The sequence below is a fragment of the Pelotomaculum schinkii genome (genome assembly GCF_004369205.1).
Lineage (GTDB): Bacteria > Bacillota > Desulfotomaculia > Desulfotomaculales > Pelotomaculaceae > Pelotomaculum_C > Pelotomaculum_C schinkii.
In genome coordinates, this window is record NZ_QFGA01000001.1 from 1,598,553 (window position 1) to 1,619,912 (window position 21,360).

Below are 21,360 nucleotides of genomic sequence, written 5' to 3' on the forward strand. Positions count from 1 at the left end.
GCCTTCCACCTCACTTGGCTTTTTGGATTTTTCGCCGTAACAGTGGTTACTTCCCGGGCCAGTTCCCAAACTTCTTCAATCAAGCACAGCATCATCGAAGAAGGCTCCCAATAACATTTTTCAAACTGGGAAATCCACACATCAACTTGTTTTTGCCAATCTTTAATATCCAAATAGGAGGAATGGACTATGGAGAAAACTATGGACTTTCTAGCCGGATTAAAGATGACCATAGTTTCAGGTGTTTTCTTAGCCGCCAGTTTAATTTTAATGCTAACCGGAACGGAACTGCCTGTTGACCCAGCTTGGGTTACAGTTGTGATTTCCGGCTTACCGCTTTTATATCTTGCAATTACAAGATTGGTTTTTGAGAAATGGATTTCATCCGCTCTGCTAATTTCTATTGCTATGGTTGCTTCAATCGCAATTGGCGAACTCTTTGCAGCAGGCGAAGTTGCTTTTATTATGGCAATTGGCGCTATTCTTGAAGACATGACCGTTGCTCGTGCCAAAAAAGGTATCGGTAAACTGATTTCACTTTTACCACAGCAAGGCAGAAAATTGATTCATAATGCTGACGGTGTTCGTGAAGAGTTTGTCCCCATAGAACAGATATCAAAAGCTGATCTGCTTCGTGTTCTTCCAGGTGAAACGATTCCTGTTGACGGCATCATTATCTATGGTAATACCTCTGTTGATCAATCTGTTATGACTGGTGAATCTCTGCCTGTAGATAAAAAAGAAAACGACAGCGTTTTCTGCGGAACGATGAATTGCTATGGATCAATTGACATCCGTACTACCCAAGTAGGTAAGGATTCGTCGCTGCAAAAAATGATTGATATGGTTAAGGCAGCAGAATACAAGAAAGCGCCTATGCAGAAAATCGTTGATGTATGGGCAGCATGGCTTGTACCTATTGCCCTTCTGATTGCAATAGTTGCATATATCACCACAAATGACATTGTCAGAGCAGTCACTGTATTGGTCGTATTCTGCCCCTGCGCATTGGCTCTTGCAACACCAACCTCGATTATGGCAGCCATCGGTCAGGCTACTAAACATGGTGTACTGATTAAGTCCGGTGAAGCCTTAGAACGCATGGGAAATGTAGACTGCATTGCCTTTGATAAAACCGGTACTCTTACCTATGGAAATCTGAAAGTATCGGATATTATTCCTCTGGATGAAACTATTAGTAATGTTGAATTACTCTCAAAGGCGGCATCCGTTGAAAAACGATCTGAACACCCTCTTGCAAAAGCAATCATCAAGTACGCTGAAGATAATGGATTGGTTATTAACGAAGTAGAAGATTTTCAGATGATACCTGGAAAAGGCGTGACGGCAACAATATCCAGTAAAACAGTGATTTGCGGCAATGCTCTCTATATAAAGGAAAACTCGATTGCCGAAACCGATAAAATGCAGAATATCTTAGTCAATTTAAGAAATCAAGGCAAGGCATCTATCATCGTGGCTGAAAATGGTAATGCAATCGGAATCATAGCTCTTTCTGATACCATTCGCCCAACTGCAAAAAATCTTGTTGCGAAACTTGGTGCTATGGATACCGATGTTGTTCTCCTTACAGGTGACAATCATCTGACAGCGAAATATATGGCAGAGCAGGTTGGGATCAAGAATATCCGTGCAGATCTGCTTCCGGCACAAAAGGTTTCAAGCATTGAGGACTTACAAAAGGAAAACAAAATCGTCTGCATGATTGGCGATGGCGTGAATGACGCTCCTGCTCTAAAAATGGCAAATGTCAGTGTTGCAATGGGCAGTATGGGAAGCGATATTGCCATAGAAGCCGCCGACATCGCCTTGATGAGTGACAACATAGATAAAATACCGTATCTCAAACGATTGTCAAACTCCACTCTCCGTACAATCAAAGGCAACATAACCGCATCCATGGGTATCAATGCCGTAGCCATTGTTCTTTCGGTTTTGGGTCTTCTGAACCCCATTACAGGCGCTTTGGTGCATAATGCCGGATCGGTGTTGGTTGTTTTAAATGCAGCTCTTCTTTACGATAGAAATTTTGCTCAATAAAAGAAACGTATCCCTCAAGTACTCAATCTCGTTGCTTGGGGGGTACGTTGTTTTAATTGTACTATTCATACACTCCGATTTGTATCTATATTGCTCTCGTTGCTGTTAATATCTGGGCAATTTACTTTGTTCCAGATAATAATTCTCAACGCCTATTTCCTTCATTCGATTGTTTCGCTCCAACCATTTTTCTCTGGTTTTGCCTTCAAATTGTTTGTCACATGGATACTCGTTGCATTCAAAACAAAAACCCACACCATGTTGTCGATGACAAGTTTTCGCATGACATTCGATAGGGCACCGTAAATTATCACTACGGCAACCACCACAAGCTCCTTGGGCAAAGTGCTGTAGAAATTCGAGAAATATAGGATATTCATTGAAGAGGGGGTTATTTACCGACTTCAAACTTGCCACTCGTTCATAACCTCTAAGCAGCTCTGCCAGTCTCGCACTTAAGATCTTGATCTCGCCGTTTTCATAGTCCGCACATCTTGTACAATCCAATCCACAAACAGCTAATTCAGTTCTATTCATCATTTTATTCCCTTTCTTCTAATTATCACACGGAGTTTGGCTTCTACCATTAATGTAATCACGTTGTTTATAGTATGAAGCATCCTAATTGAAAGTATTTTCATAAATTATACATCTTAAAATTCAAAGCATATAGTATATTATTGCAGAGTTACAGGTTTTAATTGAACGGCAAGACAGACAATTAGGGAAGTCAATTCAAGGATACTTTCCGGCAGTTGGAAGTTACCTATATTTTCGGACCTACAGACACTGGAAAAACACGGTCTGTAATGGAAACCCTATTTTTTAATCTATAAATAGCCCGAGGTTAAAACCCCGGGCGCCATAAAGCGGGTTTGATTATTCATATAGTAATTTCAGTATACATTTCTGACCAACTACCGCACTGGACACCATTTTAAATAGGGCTTAAACATAGGTAATTTATATTCTCTAAGTAATTGCAAAGTATATGTGTTGGCCCTCCGACACCAATTGAAATGCAACGTAAAGGCCAAAAATTCAACCTATCTGTGATTTTGAAAAAGCCCCATAGAGGGGCTTGTTAGTACACAACTTTATTGGCTTAGTACACAACTTTATTGTCTAGTACACAACTTTATTGTCCAACAACAACACAACGGAAGATTACCTTCACTCACTCCACCGTCACCGATTTCGCTAAATTTCGTGGTTTATCGACATCACAGTTTCTGGCTACGGCGGTGTGGTAGGCCAGCAGCTGCAGCGGGACCACGGTCAGGATCGGGGCCAGCACCTCGTAGGTCCTGGGGATATAGACGACCTTGCGGGACACCTTCTCCACTTCCTTCAGACCTTCCATGGCCAGAGTTAGCACGGCGGCGCCGCGGGCGTTGACCTCCTGGATGTTGCTGACCATCTTCTCAAAGAGAGTTTCCTGGGTGACCAGGGCCACCACCGGCGTATCCTCTTCGATCAGGGCCAGGGTGCCGTGCTTCAGTTCACCGGCGGCATAGGCTTCGGCGTGGATGTAGGAGATCTCCTTAAGCTTCAGCGAGCCCTCCATGGCCACAGAGTAGTCAAGGCCCCGCCCGAGGTAGAACAAATCGTCGCTGTTGGCGATTTCCCTGGCAAAATCCCTGATTACTTGAGAATCGTTGAGAATTTCCTGGGTCTTTTCGTCCAGGGTCTTCATCTCGGCCAGGAGCTCACTGATTTTCTCAGGCGCCAGCGTCCCGCGCAGGCCGGCCAGGTGCAGGGCCAGGAGATACATGCTCACCAACTGGGTGGTATAGGCCTTGGTGGAGGCCACGGCAATCTCGGGACCGGCCCAGGTGTAGATGACATCGTCAGCCTCACGGGCCACGGAACTGCCCACCACGTTGGTCACGGCCACAATCCTGGCTCCCTGCCGCTTGGCTTCCCGCAGCGCGGCCAGAGTGTCGGCGGTCTCGCCGGACTGGCTGATGATAACCACCAGGGTGCCCGGTTCAATAATCGGCTGGCGGTAGCGAAATTCGGAGGCGATATCCACCTCCACCGGCAGCCGTACCAGCTTTTCAATGATATATTTCCCCACCAAACCGGCGTGATAGGCCGTACCGCAGGCGGTAATAAAGATTTTCTTCAGTCCTTTTATTTCTTCCGGGGTGATTGTTACCTCTTCCAGGTTAACCCGCGAGTTGTCCGCCTCAATCCGGCCGCTTAAGGTATCCCTGAGGGCTTTGGGCTGCTCATGGATTTCCTTCAGCATGAAGTGGTCGTAGCCGCCTTTTTCAGCCTGCTCAGCGGCCCATTTTACTTCAAAGATGCTTTTGCGGATTTCCTTGCGGTCAAGATCCATAACCTTGACCCCGCCCTTTTCCAGCACTGCCACTTCACCGTCATTTAGGATATAGGTAAACCTGGTGTGCTTCAAAAGAGCCGGGATATCCGAGGCCAGAAAGTACTCACCTTCACCCAGGCCCACCACCAGCGGACTGTCCTGGCGAACCGCCACCAGTTTATCCGGCTCTTTGGAGGAGACTACCGCCATGGCGTAAGAGCCCACCAGCTTCGACACTGACACCAGCACGGCTTCCAGCAGATCCCCGTTATAAAAGTGCTCGATTAAGTGGGGCAGTACTTCGGTGTCGGTCTGGGAACGAAAGACATGGCCCTCAGACTCCAGCCATTCCCGCAGGCTGAGGTAGTTTTCAATGATACCGTTGTGCACCACGGCAAACTGCCCGGTGCAGTCCGTATGCGGGTGGGCGTTGGTATCCGAAGGCCTGCCGTGGGTGGCCCAGCGGGTGTGCCCGATACCGACGTTGGCGCAGTGTTCCTCACCGTTTAATTGATCCTTGAGGACGGCCAGTTTGCCGACCTTTTTTAATATTTCCAGGTTTTCTTCACCAGGGATTGCCACCCCGGCGGAGTCGTAGCCCCGGTACTCCAGCTTTTCCAGTCCGTCAACCAGAACAGAAACGGCCTCTTTGGGACCGATATATCCTACAATACCACACATGTTTTATTTACCTCCACGTGTTTCCCTGTTTAAACTCCAGGTAACAACCCTGAAAATGTAGGTGCGAATTCATTCCCCACAAAAGTTATTTTAGATGCCCAAGTTCGGCGCTGGCGCGCCGTCGTGCGATTAAACCCGCACCTACATCACTGGTGTATTTTTATGATACGTGGCGCCGCCGGCGACATAGCCAACTATTCCGAACATATACGGAGCCTGCCATAAAAATATGGGCGCAATTGCTAAGTTTTCATGTACGCATAGGCAGTTAAAAAACAAAAAAACCGGGCATAATTAGCCACGGCATATAAACCCGCGTATTTAGGGCTGTCAAAAAAGCGACACTTACCCCTTGCATATTTAGCCGCTGCTGCCGCAGGCACTTTTGTCCCACCGGTTACCCGGTGGTTTTGTCATGCCGTTAACGGTCCGGCTTAGACCGGGGGGCACCCGCCGAAAACTTCGATAAACCCCCTCCTCGTCAACCCTGGCAAGTGAAGCGGAACCGGCTTTCCTCAAAACTCACCGATCCCGCCACCACCCGAAAAACTACAAATAAAACTCGGGCAGGGTTCAGGCGCTTGCATATTTTATTATTGTTTGATATTTGCTGGTCCTCGATTTTTCACCCCCCTTACTCAATCTCTTGAATTATATTCGACAGCCTGCCAACTATTCCCTCCAGCTGCAGCATATCTTTTCCTTCGGCCATTACCCGCACCAGCGGCTCCGTACCGGACGGCCGGACCAGGATGCGGCCGGCGCCGCCCATTTTCTTTTCTTCCTCCTTGATCGCCGCCGACAGGACAGGGCTGTCCATTACCGCATTTTTGTCGGCTACCCGCACATTTACCAGGAGCTGGGGCAGGCGCTCCATCTGTGCCGCCAGCTTGCTCAACGGCTTGCCGCTTTCCTTCATCACAGACAGCAGCTGCAATGCGGTAATAATGCCGTCGCCGGTGGTGTTGTAGTCCAGAAAAATAATGTGTCCGGACTGCTCTCCCCCAAAGCGTGCTCCGGTACGCAGGAGTTCCTCAAGGACGTAGCGGTCGCCGACTTTTGTTTCAATCACGTTAATTCCGCAATTCCGTAAAGCCAGGTGCAAGCCGAGGTTGCTCATAACCGTGACCACTACCGTATCCTTTTCCAGCCGCCCCTTGGCTTTCAAATGACCGGCGCAGGAAACCATAATCTGGTCGCCGTCGACCAGCCGGCCGTCGGCATCCACGGCCAGGACACGATCGGAGTCCCCGTCGTGGGCCAGGCCCAGGTCAGCCCCCGCCTCAATTACAGCTTCCATCAGGTCCTCGGGGTGGGTCGAACCGCACCCCTTGTTAATATTCACCCCATCCGGATAGTTGAAGATGGGCAGCACTTCGGCTCCCAGTTTCCTGTATATCAACGGCGCCACGTAAGAAGCCGCCCCGTTGGCGCAGTCCACCACAAACCTTAAGCCCTTCAGGTCAGTGCTGACTGTGCTGCAGGCATAGTTCACGTAACGGTCGGCGGCGTCGGCCACCTGGTAGACACGTCCCACCCCGCCTCCCACCGGAGACGGCACGGAGGCGCAGTCTTCCAGCACCAGCGCCTCGATATCAGCCTCGGTTTCGTCGGGCAGTTTGTAGCCGCTGGGGCCGAAGAACTTGATCCCGTTGTCTTCCACGGGGTTATGAGAAGCCGAGATGACCACTCCTGCCGCCGCCTGTAAATCACGGGTCAGGAAAGCAATAGCGGGAGTGGGCATAACCCCTACTTTCAAGACATCAATGCCCGCAGAACAAATACCGGCCGCCAGGGCGGCCTCAAGCATATCTCCCGAGACGCGGGTATCTTTACCGATCACTATACGGGAGCCGGCGCCGTTTCCGGCCAGGATACAGGCCCCGGCCCGGCCCAGCTGAAAGGCAAGTTCAGGTGTCAGCTCACGGTTGGCCACACCCCTTACCCCATCTGTACCAAACATACCCGCCATATAACCGGTTCTCCTTTCATCCAAGGCAAATTACAACAACTTATTATAACTTTTAGGCTGGAGAATTGTCAATTTCTCTGAATCTACGTTATTGTATGTCAGCCATAGGTCCATGGTAACGTTAGAAAGCCCAACAATTTATGGTTTTGGCACGGAGGGATCTTCACTGTCTCCTCCCGGTGAAGGGGGCGTCTCATCCAACTTACTGATTTCCACCAGGACTTTTATCCGGGCAGGCTGTACGGTGGTCACACCTGCCGGCGCCAGCAGGCCCACTTCTTTGGTCACATTTTTATCGGCGCCATTGATATCGACAGGCTCGGTGCGGATCTCATCAATATTGCTGATAACCTCCACCGGCCCGTAGATTTGGACCGAAGCCGGATCTCCGGCGCTCCTTTTTACGGTAAACCCTGCCGCAACGCTGCCGGTTGTCTGTGGCGCCACCGGTACCTTCTTGGAAGCTATGCTATTGACAACAGGCACAACCACCTGTACCGTTGCCGGAATCAGGGTGACATTCGAGGAGCCCGCGTTTACCGGTACGGTCAGGGTAACATCGCTTGAAGCGTCCTGAATGTCAACTACCGCGGATGCCTGACCGATATCGTTAACCACGCGTGAGGGTCCCCTTACGGTTACCGTTTCCGGATTGTACGCGGGCGCCAGCGCGGAATAGCCCTGGGCCGGCGTCCCCTTCAGGCTGACCGCCACGGCAATTTGCCTTTCCACCATGCGGTCTAATCCAACTGTAACCTCCTCCGGGCTGACCTGGACCACCCGCAGGTTGGGCGGGGCGCTTACCTGTACCGGCAGAAGCACATCCCCGGTCTTGCCTTCCGGCAGGTTGACAACTGCCCTGAAGTCAGCCGGAGCGAGATTGGCTAAGTCATTGCGGTTGCCTTGCACCCTTACCCGGACGCTTTCAGGCAGGCCGCCCGTAATGATATAGTTTTGGGCCGGACCGGTGTGCTCCAGGGTTACAGTAAGGATCTTTTCCCTGACCGGGTTTTGTTCGTTGCTTACGTAAATCCACATGACAAAAGCCAGAAATATTGCAAGCAGTATTAGAGAGTTGTTTTGCCAGTCCAGACGACCCAAGTCATTACCTCCTGAACCAGAGTGATGAAAGCGAACTGCCGGCCTTCAGGTTTAATAAAGATGAAAGCCTGTCCATCAGGCTTGCTTCGTCCAGGTATCGTGTCAGGTCACCTTCAACGGCCAGGGAAACGCTGCCGGTTTCCTCGGAGACAATAACGGCCACCGCGTCGGAATGTTCAGTGATGCCGATGCCGGCCCGGTGCCTGGAGCCGAGGTCGCTGGTCAGGTAAGGGTTTTCGCTGAGCGGTAGAAAACAGGCCGCCGCAGCCACGCGTTCCCCGCGAATTACTACCGCCCCGTCATGCAGCGGCGTCTTGGGAATAAATATGTTAACCAGAAATTCGGCGGAAACCACGCCGTCTATTTTGACACCTGTGTCGATATATTCCTCCAGACCCGTCTCCCGCTGCAGGACAATCAGCGCCCCCATTTTATTTTTGGAGAGCAAAGTGGCCGACCGGCAAATTTCGGCGATAACCCTGGACGGGTCGACTTCACCATGACTGATGGTGTTGGTCGAGAGTAATCTTCCACGCCCCAGTTTTTCCAGGGCTCGCCTGAGCTCCGGCTGGAATACTACCGGCAGCGCCACCACCAGCGCGGTCATGGCCTGCCGCAGCAGCCAGTTGGCGGTGTTGAGGTTAAAAAGACTGGAAAGGGCGGTAAGGCCCAGCAGTACGATCAAGCCTTTAATCAACTGCACCGCCCTGGTCCCTTTGATTAAAAGCATCAACCTGTACATAACAAAAGCAACGATCGCAATATCGATAACGCTGCTCAGGTTAAATTTAAGTACCGCTTTAAGGTAGTCCAAATTCGGGAGCCAGAACTGCTCCACCGGTATTCCTCCCTTGAAAGGTTACAGGAAGTAGTATTTCTCCTGGATGGTGAAATACCCACCACTGTTAAATGTTTTATTTCTGTGGCGGGCATGTCGTTTCCTGCAGGAAAATAATAAAAATAGTCGTGGGAAGTGGGAATACATGATGGATCTCAAGGGTTTTAAGACCCCAAAGGAATGCAGTATATTCTCACGTCCCACGTCCCACGTCCCACGTCTATTCAAACTATTCTCCTGCGGCAGACTTTTCTGAACTGCTCTCCAGATTTGTCTTTTCCCCCTTCAGCAGACCGTAGGCGATGCTGTCGGCGAGCGCCTGCCAGCTGGCCTCAATAATGTTCTGGGAGACCCCGACCGTACCCCAGGAATTTTGGCCGTCGCCGGTCTCGATATGGACACGTACACTGGCCCCGGTACCGTCCTTCTCATCCAGTACGCGCACCTTGTAGTCGTTTAAATGCATCGAGCCGATGTTGGGATAGAAATCCTTCAAAGCTTTGCGCAGGGCGTGGTCCAGGGCGTTAACCGGGCCGTTGCCTTCAGCCGCTGTATGCACCACCTGGTCACCTACCCGTATTTTAATAATAGCCTCGGCATAGGCGGGGTTGTTTTCTTTCATTTCAACCAGGAGGCGCAGGGCCTCCAGGGAAAACGGCTCGGTGTAGTTGTCCTGGGCTTTGCGCATAAGGAGCTCGAAAGACCCCTCCGACCCCTCAAACTGAAAACCCTGGTTTTCCAATTCCTTAATTTCCGCCAGGATACGCTTGCCTTCAGGGCCCTGCCGGTCAAACCCGAGGTTCATCTCTTTATACTTGTAAAGCAGGTTGGACATGCCGGACAGCTCGGAGATCAGCACGCGGCGGTGGTTGCCCACCAGTTCCGGTTCAATGTGCTCGTAGGTCTTGGGCTCCTTCAAGAGGGCGCTGACGTGTACACCGCCTTTATGGGCGAAGGCGCTGATCCCCACGTAAGGCTGCCGGGCATCCGGGCTGAGATTGGCTACCTCGCTGACGTAATGGGACATTTCCACCAGGTGCGCCAGGTTCTCGCGAGGGATGGTATCGATGCCCAGTTTCAGGTACAGGTTGGGAATAACGGAGCAGAGGTTGGCGTTGCCGCACCTCTCGCCGTAGCCGTTGACCGTCCCCTGCGCCTGCGACGCTCCGCTCTGCACCGCCATGATCGTGTTGGCGACAGCCAGTTCACCGTCGTTATGGGCGTGGATCCCTATAGGTATACTGAGCCGCTGCACGGCCACTTCCACAATTTCTTTAATCTCCAGAGGCAAGCTGCCCCCGTTGGTGTCGCAAAGCACCAGGGTATCGGCCCCGCCCTCCGCGGCTGCCTCAAGCGCCGCCAGAGCATAAGCCGGATTGGCCTTGTAGCCGTCAAAAAAATGCTCGGCGTCGAAGAACACTTCCAACCCGTGGCTTTTGAGGTAAGAGACGGTATCACGGATCATGGCCAGGTTTTCTGCCAGCGTGGTACCCAGGGACTTGGTTACGTGCAGGTCCCAGGTCTTGCCGAAAATGGTGGCGCACCTGACCCCCGAAGCAAGGAGGGCCTTGACATTGTCGTCACTTTCAGCCGCCAGTTTCGCCCGGCGGGTGGAACCAAAAGCTGCCAGCCTGGCGTTCTTGAAGCTGTAACTGCGAATCCGCCAGAAGAAATCAGCGTCCTTGGGGTTGGACCCCGGCCAGCCGCCTTCAATATAATGGAAGCCCATTTTGTCGAGACGCTGGGCGATTTTTATCTTATCTTCACAGGACAAGGAAATGCCCTCAGCCTGCGTGCCGTCCCGTAACGTTGTGTCGTAAATCTTTACTGAGGGCATTGAAAAACCTCCTAAATTGGGCGTGAGACGTGGGACGTGAGACGTGGGAAAAACATTGTTTGTAGTTATCCAATATTTTTTTCCCTTAAACGAAAGATTTGTTTTCCAAGGACATCGTACTCCTCAGACAATTTTTTATAATACTCTTCCTGAATATAATTAAGCGCTCTAATGAAATCCAGCAGGACACAAATTTCGTTGCAGGAGCCTAAGGCATTCCTTAAGAAATGCTGAAATTCTCTTGAAGAATCTTTTCTACCGTATCCTTCAGCGATATTTAAGGCTACCGAAAGTGAAGCTCTTCGGAGTTGACTGCCAAGTTCATACTTCTCTGAGGTTGGAAATGATTGGGTAAATTTGTGTATTTCCAGTGCCAGTCTGTAAGACCTCTTATAGACCTCAAGGTTTTTATACCCGGTCCGCATATGTGTCTCACTTCCCTATGGATATTCCGGCTTCTCACGTCCCACGTCTCACGTCTCACGTCCTATTTGCTCTATAATCCGGCTTCCAATCTCATCCGTATTGACAAGTTGTTTGCCTTTTTCCATCAGGTCGGCGGTGCGGTAGCCCATGTCAAGCACGTCTGTGACGGCCTGCTCGATGCAGTCCGCTTCCCGGCCCTGTTCCAGGGAGAAGCGCAGGAGCATGGCTGCGGACAGGATGGCGGCAATGGGGTTGGCGCAGTTTAAGCCGGCCAGTTCTGGCGCGGTGCCGTGCGCAGGCTCGTACAACCCTATTTTTCCTCCGAGGCTGGCGGAGGCCAGCATTCCTAAAGAGCCGCCCAGTACGGAAGCCTGGTCGCTTAAGATGTCGCCGAACATATTTTCAGTCACAAGGACGTCAAACTGCCCCGGGTTCTTGACCAACTGCATGGCGCAGTTGTCTACATACATATGATTGAGTTCCACATCCGGATACTCCCGGCCGATCGCCACGGCCACCTCCCGCCAGTAACGCGAGCTTTCCAGCACGTTGGCCTTATCCACCGAAGTCACCCTGCCGCGGCGCAGCCTGGCCAGGTCAAAGGCCTTGCGGAGGATCCTCTCAATTTCCGGGGTGGTGTATTCCAGCGTGTCAACCACGCGGGTACCGCCGTCAGGCAGCGCCTCCCGGTATTTCTTGCCGAAGTAAAGGCCGCCGGTAAGCTCCCGGAGCACTAACAGGTCGAGGCCGGCAACCACCTCCGGTTTCAGCGTGGAAGCATTGGCCAGTGAGGGAAATACCTTGACCGGCCGCAGGTTGGCGTACAAGCCCAGCTTCTTCCTGAGAGCCAGGAGAGCCCCGAGTTCAGGCCGCAGGTGCAGCGGCAAACCGTCCCATTTGGGGCCGCCTACGGCTCCGAAGAGGATGGCCTCGCTGTTAAAGCAGAGCTCCAGGGTTTCCTCGGGCAGCGGCACGCCGGTCGCGTCATAGGCCGCTCCACCCACTAAACCCCAGGCAAACTCATATTTATGCCCAAAGCGTTGGCCAACCGCTTCCAAAACACGGACCGCCTGGTCGATAATTTCCGGGCCGATTCCATCACCCGGCAATACAGCTATTTTAGACATAACCTTTCTCCTATCCGGGAAGCAAGGGGACGGTTCTCCTGCTTCCTTCCTTCTTTATTACTTCACTTTTTCTTTAACGTAGTTAATCAGTCCGCCCGCGGCGATAATCTGCTGCATGAAGGGCGGCACCGGGGTGGCTGTGTATTTTTTGCCGGTGGTGAGGTTGGTGATCACGCCGGTGTCCGCGTCAACCGCGAGCTCTTCTCCCTCGTTCACCTCAGCCGCCGCCTCGGGCGATTCAAAGATGGGCAGGCCGATATTGAAAGCATTGCGGTAAAAAATCCTGGCAAAGGTGCCGGCAATGACGCAGGATACCCCGGCGGCCTTAATCGAGATAGGGGCGTGCTCCCTGGAACTGCCGCACCCGAAATTTTTCCCGGCCACAATGATGTCACCGGGCCGCACCTTGGCAGGAAAGCCGGGGTCGGCGTCTTCCATACAGTGTTTTGCCAGTTCGCCCGGGTCCGAAGTGTTCAGATAACGCGCCGGAATAATGGCGTCGGTGTCAACGTCCGCTCCGAACTTCCAGGCCTTTCCTTTGAGCTCCATCTATAGCACCTCCGTGGGACCGGCTATGCGGCCAAGTACTGCTGACGCCGCGGCAACGGCGGGATTGGAAAGGTAGACTTCACTCTCCGTGTGCCCCATCCGGCCGACAAAGTTGCGGTTGGTGGTGGCCACACAGCGCTCGCCGGCGGCCAGGATACCCATATGCCCGCCCAGACACGGCCCGCAGGTGGGCGTGCTGACAGCGCCGCCGGCTTCGACCAGGGTTTCAATCAAACCTTCCCGCAAGGCCTGCAGGTAAATTTCCTGGGTGCCCGGGAAAATAATTAAGCGTACGTTTTTATGCACTTTTTTACCTTTGATCACCATGGCGGCCGCCCTGAGGTCTTCCATGCGGCCGTTGGTGCAGGAGCCGATGACCACCTGCTGGATTTCCACGTCCCCCACATCGCTTATGGGCCGGCTGTTTTCCGGCAGGTGGGGGAAGGCCACCTGGGGTTCAACGCGGGAGGCGTCATAGCGGCGCACCTCTTTATAGCCCGCATCCGGGTCGCTCCGGTAAAACCGGTACGGACGGCGGCAGCGGCCCTCCACGAAAGCGCGGGTTTTTTCATCGGGCGCCACAATACCGTTTTTGCCGCCTGCCTCAATAGCCATATTGCACATGGTGAAGCGCCCGTCCATGGACAAGTTTTCAATTGCAGGGCCGGCGAATTCCATCGCCTGGTACCGCGCTCCGTCGACACCGATGTCCCCGATAACATGGAGGATCAGGTCCTTGCCGCCCACCCAGGGCTGCAGTTCCCCTTCGAAAACAAATTTAATTGTTTCCGGAACTTTAAGCCAGATTTCCCCCAGGGCCATGGCCGCGGCCAGGTCGGTGCTGCCCACGCCGGTGGAAAAGGCGCCCAGCGCGCCGTAGGTGCAGGTGTGTGAATCAGCGCCGATAATCAGGTCGCCGGGGCCCACCAGGCCTTGCTCCGGCAGCAGGCAGTGTTCAATACCCATCCGGCCGACTTCGAAAAAGTTGGGTAGATCGTGCTTCCTGGCAAACTCCCTCAGTATGGCGACCTGCCCGGCCGACTTGATATCCTTATTGGGGGTAAAGTGGTCGGGGACCAGCGCTACCCTCTCCCGGTCGAAAACACCGGCCACCCCTATTCTTTCAAACTCCCGGACAGCAACCGGCGCTGTGATGTCATTGCCCAGTGTCAGGTCAACACGGGCGTTGATCAGCTCTCCGGGAGAGACCCTCTTCCTGCCTGCATGGGCAGCCAGGATTTTCTCGGTGATGGTCATTGCCATGCTTTTTCACTCCGTTCACTGATAAATAATCATTCCCCTTCCGCGGCTTTAGCCTGCTCCGCTTCCCATATCAGCTTGTTGACAGCGTTGATATAGGCCTTGGCGCTGGCTTCCAGGACATCGGTGCTGATCCCGCGGCCTGTGTAAACCCGCTGGCCGTCGGTGGTAATCTTTAAGGTCACGTCACCCAGCGCGTCCTTGCCGGCGGTGATGGCGTTGATGCCCCAGCTGATCATGGTGCAGTTGATGCCGGTAATTTTATCCACCGCGCGGCAGATGGCGTCAACCGGTCCGTTGCCGCAGGCGGCTTCCTCCAGCCGCGCTTCATCCTTTAAAAGCCCGATGGTGGCGGTGGGAACGACCGCGGTGCCGCTGGAAATCTGCATATAGTCGAGGCTGTAGGTCTGCGGCGCCAGTTTCATTTCTTCCTCGACAATAGCCTCTATATCATCATCGGTAATGTCCGATTTTTTATCAGCCAGTTTTTTGAAACGTTCAAAGGACTTGTTCAGTTCTTCCTCGGAAAGGGCGAAGCCCATGTCCTCAAGCCTCTGGCGAAAAGCGTGCCGGCCGGAGTGCTTGCCCATGACCAGGTTGCTTTTGCTGACGCCGACCAGGGCCGGGTTCATAATTTCATAGGTGGTGCGCTCTTTTAAGACGCCGGCCTGGTGGATACCTGACTCGTGGGCGAAGGCGTTGTTGCCGACAATGGCCTTGTTGGACTGGACCTTCATGCCGGTCAAAGTACTGACCAGCCTGCTGGTACGGTAAATTTCCTCGGTATGAACACCTGTGTAAAGATTATTATACCTGTCCTTTCTGGTGTAAAGCGCCATCACCACTTCCTCCAGCGCGGCGTTGCCGGCCCTCTCACCAATGCCGTTAATCGCTCCTTCCACCTGCCTGGCGCCGTTTAAGACAGCCGCCAAAGAATTTGCGACAGCCAACCCCAGGTCGTTGTGGCAGTGCACGCTGACGGTCACCCGGTCAATGCCGGGGACCTCGCGGCAGATGGTCTCGATAAAGCTGCCCCACTCTCCGGGGACGGCATAGCCGACGGTGTCCGGTATATTGATCACCGTGGCCCCGGCCTCAATGGCGGCGGCAATGACCTGGAATAAAAAAGCGGGTTCGGTACGGGACGCGTCCTCCGCCGAAAACTCAACGTCGCCCGTAAAGCCTTTGGCGCGCTTAACCGCGGCCACGGCCGCTTCCAGCACCTGCTCCCGGCTCATGCGCAGCTTATGCTGCATGTGTATATCCGAAGTGGCGATAAAAGTATGTATGCGCGCCTGTTCGGCGTGGCGGACCGCTTCCCAGGCCCGGTCAATATCCTGGAAGTCGGCTCTGGCCAGGCCGGCTACCGTCACACCCTTTACTTCACGCGCTACGGCACGGACCGCCTCAAAGTCACCTGGCGAGGAAATGGGAAAGCCGGCCTCGATGATGTCGACCCCAAGCCTGGCCAACTGCCGGGCTATCTGAATTTTTTCACCAATATTGAGGCTGACCCCCGGAGATTGTTCTCCGTCTCTTAAGGTGGTGTCAAAAATGTAGACTCGCTGGCCCATGAAAGAACCCCCGTTCAGTTAAGCTGGTAAATGTTTCTGGATGTCGGATTGTTGTTTGGGTAAGTGTTTCTGGACGTCGTAAGGCGTAGGGCGTAGGGCGTATTATATCCTGCATTCCATCCGGGTCTTTGGATAATCTGCACATATCCTGAGAGATAACCCATCAAGCAACTTGTTTTTTTACGCCTTACGCCCTACGCCTTACGCCAATGCTTTTTCGCTTACATATATTTTTTGAGCCTGTAACTGTTTCTTGCGGATACGAGATTCACTTAGTATAGCTTTAGTCTATTGCTTCACTGATGGTCGAACCACTGAGGACCATTGGCATGACGTTTTCATTCGGGTCAATCATGCAGTTAATAATTACCGGAGCAGGAGATGCCAGGACCTGCGGCAGGATTGCTTCCAGCTGTTCCTCCGTGTTAACGGTGCAGCCTTCCATCCCGTATATTTTGGCAAGTTCGGCAAAATCGGGATTGAATTGCAGGTCCACGGCAATATACCTTTTGTCGCAGTAAAACTCCTGCAGTTGACGCACCATACCCAACCGGTGGTTGTTGAGGATGAAAATTTTCAGGTTAAGCCGTTGTTCGGCTGCTGTCCCCAGTTCCTGCATGGTCATCTGGAAGCCGCCGTCACCGATCACCACAATGACATCCTTGTCCGGGGCGCCCAGCTTGGCGCCGACCGCCGCCGGCAGGCAATAGCCCATGGCGCCCAGGCCGCCTGAAGACAAAAAGCTGCGCGGCTCCTTAAAGCGGAGGTACTGTGCCGCCCACATCTGGTGCTGCCCCACATCGGTAACGACGATGGCGCTGTCATCTTTTAGTTCATTCAACTTTTCAAGAACAAATTGTGGTTTCAAAAGGCCGTCGCGGCTGTACTGCAAAGGGTATTTCCTTTTCAATTCCTGGACACGCTCGACCCAGGGGGTGTTGTCCTTCATCTCCAAAAGCGGCAGGATCGCCCGCAGGACATTTTTGACATCCCCTACAATGGGCAGGTGAATACGGACGTTCTTGCCGATTTCAGCCGGGTCTATATCAACATGGATAATCCTGGCTGTTGGCGCAAACCCGCTTATCTTGGCTACCACCCGGTCGTCAAAACGGGCTCCCACGGCAATCAGGCAATCGCACTCTGTTACCGCCTGGTTGGCATGGCGTGTTCCGTGCAGGCCCAGCATGCCCAGGAAGAGGGGATGGCTGCCGGGAAAACAACCAAGGCCCATCAGCGTATGGGTCACCGGGGCGGAGATGGTTTCCGCGAGCTGCAGCAGTTCCGGAGCGGCGTTGGAGATCCTGATCCCTCCGCCGGCATATATAACCGGGCGCTCAGACTCCATGATCATCCTGGCCGCCTGCTGGACCATCGAGGGGTGTCCCTTGTAGGTGGGCTTATAGCCGGACAGTTCGACGGTTTTGGGATACTTGAATTTAATTCTGGATTCTGCCACGTCTTTAGGCAGGTCGATCAGCACCGGTCCCGGACGTCCGGTGGACGCGATATGGAAGGCCTTTTTGACGATAGCCGGCAGCTGTTCCGGTTCTTTCACCAAATAATTATGTTTGGTTACAGGCAGGGTGATGCCGGTTATGTCCACCTCCTGGAAAGCGTCCGTACCCACCTGGGTGGTCGCTACCTGGCCTGTGATTACCACCATGGGGACTGAGTCCATATAGGCGTTGGCGATACCGGTAATCAGGTTGGTGGCGCCGGGTCCGGATGTGGCCATACAGACCCCAACCTTGCCGGTGACACGGGCATACCCGTCCGCAGCATGAGCAGCGCCCTGTTCGTGCCGTACCAGGACGTGCTTAATAGATGTATGGTTCAAGGCGTCGTATACGGGCAGGATTGCTCCCCCCGGATAACCGAAAACCATTTCGACGCCTTCCTGTTCCAGGCAGCGAACCAGCGCCTCCGCCACAGTGATTTCCACAGCCAACACCCCCTTAAAATACAGATTTATATTTCCATCCTAGCAGGGCGTAGTTATTCTGCATTCCTCTTAGGTCTGTGCGAATGAATTCGCACCTGCATCAATATGGTCGTTGCAAAGCTCACGCGTCTGCATTTTTACGCCTTACGCCTTACGGCCTACGACTTCATCCCCAAATACCCTCTACTTTTTCAACCAGGACATCATTGAGCGGAGCCTGGCTCCGACTTTTTCGACCAGGAGCTCCTTCTCCTGTCTGGCAATTGCTTTAAAGGACGGACAGCCGGCCTGGTTCTCCTGGATCCAATTCTTGGCAAATACGCCGTTTTGAATTTCGGACAGGACTTTTTTCATTTCCTTGCGGGTTTCTTCAGTGATCAGGCGCGAGCCGGTCATATAGTCGCCGTATTCGGCAGTGTTGCTGATTGAATAGCGCATCTGGCTAAGGCCGCCCTCGTTAATCAAATCAACGATTAATTTCATCTCGTGAATGCACTCGAAATAAGCCATTTCAGGAGCATAGCCCGCCTCTACCAGGGTGTCGAAACCGGCTTTCATCAGGGCGGTGACACCGCCGCACAGCACGGCCTGCTCGCCGAAAAGGTCGGTCTCGGTTTCTTCCTTAAAAGTGGTCTCAAACACACCTGCCCGTGTCCCCCCGATACCCTTGGCATAGGCCAGGCCGAGGTCTTTGGCTTTGCCCGTATAATCCTGGTAAACCGCAACCAAAGAAGGGACTCCTTTCCCTTCCACATACATGCGGCGGACCATGTGGCCCGGTCCCTTGGGCGCTACCATGAACACGTCTATATTGTCCGGCGGTACAATCTGGTCAAAGTGGATGTTAAAACCGTGGGAAAACATCAAGGCGTTGCCTTCTTTGAGATAAGGCGCGATCTGCTCCCGGTAAATCCTGGCCTGCATTTCGTCCGGCAGAAGGATCTGGATGATATCCGCCTGTTCCGCCGCTTCGGGCACGGTCATAACTTTCAGCCCGTCCGCCTCGGCCTGCTGCCAGCTGGGCCTGCCCTTGCGCAGGCCGACGATGACCTCTACACCACTATCCTTGAGGTTCTGGGCCTGGGCATGCCCCTGGCTGCCGTAACCCATAACAGCGACTTTTTTACCCCTTAGCAAACTGAGATCCGCATCCTCGTCATAATAGACTTTTACCATTAGTTGGTATCCTCCTCTTTGTGGCTGTTATTTTTAGAACTGGTCTTTATGCCTCGCAGCATAGCGATTTTACCCGTACGGACCAGTTCCTTGATCCCAAACGGGCGCAATGATTGTTCAAAAGCGTCAATTTTACCTTCGTCTCCGGTTACCTCGACAGTGAGGGTTTTAGGTCCCACGTCGACGATGCGCGCCCGGAAAATGTCCACCAGCTGCATGATTTCGGCACGGGACGCAGGTTCGGCGTTCACCTTGATCAGCACCAGTTCCCGGTCAACATAGGGGCTGCGCGTGATGTCACTGATTTTAATAACGTCTACCAGTTTGTGCAGCTGCTTGGCGACCTGCTCAACGACCTGGTCGTCGCCCTCCACAATGATAGTCATTCTCGAAATGCGCGGGTTTTCTGTCCTGCCAACCGCCAGGCTGTCAATGTTAAAACCCCGCCTGCTGAAAAGACCGGCCACCCGGGTCAATACACCCGGGTTATTTTCCACTGTCACCGCCAGGGTGTGCCTCATCCTTCTACCCCCCAATTTGGACGTGAGACGTGGGACGTGGGACATGGGTATATCCTGCATTCCTATGAGGTCTTTTCCCAGCATGTTCCATGTGCCGTCTCATTTTTTACTTCCCACGTCTATTTTTTCGCCCTGCGCCTTACAGCCTACGATTTCAACAATCTACATATAATTCCACTATAAAACTCTCAATTCTCACGTCTCACGATCCACGTCCCACGTCCTATTAACCTAGCATTTTGCCGATTGACCCCCCAGGTGGTACCATGGGGAGTACGTTTTCTTCCCTGTCCACGACGAAATCTATCATCACCGGTCTGCTGGAGCGGATGGCCTGTTCTAAGGCCGGGGCCACCTCGGCCGGTTTGGTTACCCTGATCCCTTCAGCTCCGTAGGCCTCAGCCAGTTTGACAAAGTCCGGGTTGGACAGCTCTGTCTGGGAATAACGGCGGTTGTAGAAGAGTTCCTGCCACTGCCTGACCATACCCAGGACTCCATTGTCCAGGATAGCGACATTGACCGGCAGTTCGTAATTCACTGCCGTGCACAGTTCCTGGATATTCATCTGGATGCTGCCGTCACCGGCAATATCAAAGACCACCTCGTCCGGGCAGCCCACCTGGACGCCGATGGCGGCAGGCAAGCCGAACCCCATGGTGCCCAGACCGCCGGAAGTAATGAAAGAACGGGGCTTGGTAAAGGTGTAATACTGGGCCGTCCACATCTGGTGCTGTCCCACCTCGGTCGTCACCCGGGCGGCGCCTCCGGTAAGGTTGTATATTTCCTTGATGATCGCTTGCGGCTTCAGTCTTCCATTATCACAGTAGCTTAGGGGATATTCCTTCTTCCAGGTCTGGATCCTGTCCCGCCAGGCCTCCCCCAGCCCGGGCTGGAGGACTTCCAGGAGCTGGCTTAGGACCCTTTTTACGTCCCCTACGATGGGGATGTCCACCCGCACATTTTTCCCGATTTCAGCCGGGTCTATGTCAATGTGGATAACTTTGGCCTCCGGGGCGAAAGTCTCCAGTTTACCGGTAACGCGGTCATCAAAACGGGCGCCTACGGCGATCAGAAGGTCGCACTCACAAACGGCAAAGTTGGCGTACTTGGTCCCGTGCATACCCAGCATACCGAGGGAAAGCGGGTGATTGCCCGGAAAGCTCCCCATCCCCAGCAGGGTGTTGCAAACCGGCGCCATCAGCAGTTCAGCCAGTTGTAAGAGCTCTTGATGCGCTCCGGATATTACCACGCCGCCACCGGCGTAAATAACCGGGCGCTTTGATGCCGCAATAGCCCTGGCCGCCTCCAGCACCCGGCCGGGCTCTCCGTCTTTTACCGGACTGTAGCCAGGCAGCTGAAGTTCACCGGACGCTTCATAATCAAACATTCCGGAAGAAACGTCCTTGGGCATATCGATCAGCACCGGACCAGGCCTGCCGGTGGTGGCGACATGAAACGCCTCCTTGACAACCCGGGCCAGTTCGGACGGGTCCTCCACCAGGTAGCTGTGCTTGGTAATGGGCAGGGTGATACCGATGATATCTGCTTCTTGAAAAGAATCCCGGCCTAAAAGAGCGCGGGAAACCTGTCCGGTAATAGCCACCATCGGTACCGAATCCATGTAGGCATTGGCTATGCCGGTCACCAGGTTGGTGGCGCCGGGGCCTGAAGTGGCCAGACACACACCTGGCCTTCCGGTGGCGCGGGCATAGCCGTCGGCCGCATGGGCGGCTCCCTGCTCATGCCTGGTCAGGATGTGCCTGATGTCGGAATCGTAAAGCGCGTCATAAATTGGCAGGGCCTGGCCGCCGGGGTAGCCGAATATGGTATCCACACCTTCAGCCTGCAAGCTTTTTAACAGGATCTCCGCCCCGGATAATTTCACTCCACCCACAGTTAATCCTCCCGGTCATCAGTCGTAGTACAAAGTCAGTATAAGTAATAAAAAAGGCCGGAACGCGGCCGG

16 protein-coding genes are annotated in these 21,360 nt (G+C 53.3%); 1 reads left to right on the forward strand and 15 read right to left on the reverse strand.

What is annotated here, in order from left to right:
- Positions 1 to 189: 189 nt before the first annotated feature.
- Complete coding sequence (locus tag Psch_RS07560) at positions 190 to 2,061, forward strand: heavy metal translocating P-type ATPase (protein WP_190239738.1); 1,872 nt, start codon at positions 190 to 192, stop codon at positions 2,059 to 2,061.
- Positions 2,062 to 2,166: 105 nt separating this feature from the next.
- Here Psch_RS07560 and Psch_RS07565 read toward each other — a convergent pair whose 3' ends face one another.
- From Psch_RS07565 to ilvB (Psch_RS07635), 15 genes are all read right to left on the reverse strand, one after another.
- Positions 2,167 to 2,601 (reverse strand): DUF3795 domain-containing protein, encoded by a 435-nt coding sequence (locus Psch_RS07565; RefSeq protein WP_243123977.1) that lies wholly within the window; start codon positions 2,599 to 2,601, stop codon positions 2,167 to 2,169.
- Positions 2,602 to 3,238: 637 nt separating this feature from the next.
- A complete protein-coding gene (glmS, locus tag Psch_RS07570) occupies positions 3,239 to 5,068 on the reverse strand; it encodes a glutamine--fructose-6-phosphate transaminase (isomerizing) (RefSeq protein ID WP_190239739.1) in 1,830 nt (609 codons plus the stop codon).
- A 634-nt stretch (positions 5,069 to 5,702) separates the two neighbouring features.
- On the reverse strand, positions 5,703 to 7,040 hold the full coding sequence (gene glmM, locus Psch_RS07575) for a phosphoglucosamine mutase (RefSeq protein ID WP_190239740.1): 1,338 nt from the start codon (positions 7,038 to 7,040) through the stop codon (positions 5,703 to 5,705).
- 138 nt (positions 7,041 to 7,178) lie between these two features.
- Entirely contained in the window at positions 7,179 to 8,141 is a 963-nt protein-coding gene (locus tag Psch_RS07580; protein ID WP_190239741.1) for a CdaR family protein, read from the reverse strand.
- Between the two features lie 4 nt (positions 8,142 to 8,145).
- Entirely contained in the window at positions 8,146 to 8,979 is an 834-nt protein-coding gene (gene cdaA, locus Psch_RS07585) for a diadenylate cyclase CdaA (RefSeq protein ID WP_190239742.1), read from the reverse strand.
- A 229-nt stretch (positions 8,980 to 9,208) separates the two neighbouring features.
- Positions 9,209 to 10,816 (reverse strand): citramalate synthase, encoded by a 1,608-nt coding sequence (gene cimA, locus Psch_RS07590; protein WP_190239743.1) that lies wholly within the window; start codon positions 10,814 to 10,816, stop codon positions 9,209 to 9,211.
- Positions 10,817 to 10,881: 65 nt separating this feature from the next.
- Positions 10,882 to 11,241: a four helix bundle protein gene (locus Psch_RS07595; protein ID WP_134219132.1), complete on the reverse strand. Its 360-nt coding sequence runs from the start codon at positions 11,239 to 11,241 to the stop codon at positions 10,882 to 10,884.
- A gap of 48 nt (positions 11,242 to 11,289) precedes the next feature.
- Positions 11,290 to 12,369, reverse strand: coding sequence for a 3-isopropylmalate dehydrogenase (leuB, locus tag Psch_RS07600; protein ID WP_190239744.1), 1,080 nt, complete (start codon positions 12,367 to 12,369; stop codon positions 11,290 to 11,292).
- Between the two features lie 57 nt (positions 12,370 to 12,426).
- Complete coding sequence (gene leuD, locus Psch_RS07605; protein WP_190239745.1) at positions 12,427 to 12,918, reverse strand: 3-isopropylmalate dehydratase small subunit; 492 nt, start codon at positions 12,916 to 12,918, stop codon at positions 12,427 to 12,429.
- Positions 12,919 to 14,181 (reverse strand): 3-isopropylmalate dehydratase large subunit, encoded by a 1,263-nt coding sequence (gene leuC / locus Psch_RS07610; RefSeq protein ID WP_190239746.1) that lies wholly within the window; start codon positions 14,179 to 14,181, stop codon positions 12,919 to 12,921.
- 29 nt (positions 14,182 to 14,210) lie between these two features.
- Entirely contained in the window at positions 14,211 to 15,752 is a 1,542-nt protein-coding gene (locus Psch_RS07615; RefSeq protein ID WP_190239747.1) for a 2-isopropylmalate synthase, read from the reverse strand.
- A gap of 283 nt (positions 15,753 to 16,035) precedes the next feature.
- Entirely contained in the window at positions 16,036 to 17,697 is a 1,662-nt protein-coding gene (ilvB, locus tag Psch_RS07620; RefSeq protein ID WP_190239748.1) for a biosynthetic-type acetolactate synthase large subunit, read from the reverse strand.
- Positions 17,698 to 17,880: 183 nt separating this feature from the next.
- Positions 17,881 to 18,873, reverse strand: a complete 993-nt coding sequence (gene ilvC, locus Psch_RS07625) for a ketol-acid reductoisomerase (RefSeq protein ID WP_134219126.1) — start codon at positions 18,871 to 18,873, stop codon at positions 17,881 to 17,883.
- A complete protein-coding gene (gene ilvN, locus Psch_RS07630) occupies positions 18,873 to 19,394 on the reverse strand; it encodes an acetolactate synthase small subunit (RefSeq protein WP_190239749.1) in 522 nt (173 codons plus the stop codon). Before ilvN ends, ilvC begins: the two co-directional genes overlap by 1 nt.
- 226 nt (positions 19,395 to 19,620) lie before the next feature.
- Positions 19,621 to 21,279: a biosynthetic-type acetolactate synthase large subunit gene (gene ilvB, locus Psch_RS07635; RefSeq protein ID WP_190240264.1), complete on the reverse strand. Its 1,659-nt coding sequence runs from the start codon at positions 21,277 to 21,279 to the stop codon at positions 19,621 to 19,623.
- Positions 21,280 to 21,360: the final 81 nt, after the last annotated feature.

Bases quoted from the DNA above. Each gene is read 5' to 3' on its own strand.
- cimA (WP_190239743.1), bottom strand. From the start codon at position 10,816: ATGCCCTCAGTAAAGATTTACGACACAACGTTACGGGACGGCACGCAG.
- ilvN (WP_190239749.1), bottom strand. From the start codon at position 19,394: ATGAGGCACACCCTGGCGGTGACAGTGGAAAATAACCCGGGTGTATTG.
- Psch_RS07615 (WP_190239747.1), bottom strand. From the start codon at position 15,752: ATGGGCCAGCGAGTCTACATTTTTGACACCACCTTAAGAGACGGAGAA.
- leuB (WP_190239744.1), bottom strand. From the start codon at position 12,369: ATGTCTAAAATAGCTGTATTGCCGGGTGATGGAATCGGCCCGGAAATT.
- glmS (WP_190239739.1), bottom strand. From the start codon at position 5,068: ATGTGTGGTATTGTAGGATATATCGGTCCCAAAGAGGCCGTTTCTGTT.
- leuD (WP_190239745.1), bottom strand. From the start codon at position 12,918: ATGGAGCTCAAAGGAAAGGCCTGGAAGTTCGGAGCGGACGTTGACACC.
- leuC (WP_190239746.1), bottom strand. From the start codon at position 14,181: ATGGCAATGACCATCACCGAGAAAATCCTGGCTGCCCATGCAGGCAGG.
- Psch_RS07565 (WP_243123977.1), bottom strand. From the start codon at position 2,601: ATGATGAATAGAACTGAATTAGCTGTTTGTGGATTGGATTGTACAAGA.
- glmM (WP_190239740.1), bottom strand. From the start codon at position 7,040: ATGGCGGGTATGTTTGGTACAGATGGGGTAAGGGGTGTGGCCAACCGT.
- Psch_RS07595 (WP_134219132.1), bottom strand. From the start codon at position 11,241: ATGCGGACCGGGTATAAAAACCTTGAGGTCTATAAGAGGTCTTACAGA.
- Psch_RS07560 (WP_190239738.1), top strand. From the start codon at position 190: ATGGAGAAAACTATGGACTTTCTAGCCGGATTAAAGATGACCATAGTT.
- ilvC (WP_134219126.1), bottom strand. From the start codon at position 18,873: ATGGTAAAAGTCTATTATGACGAGGATGCGGATCTCAGTTTGCTAAGG.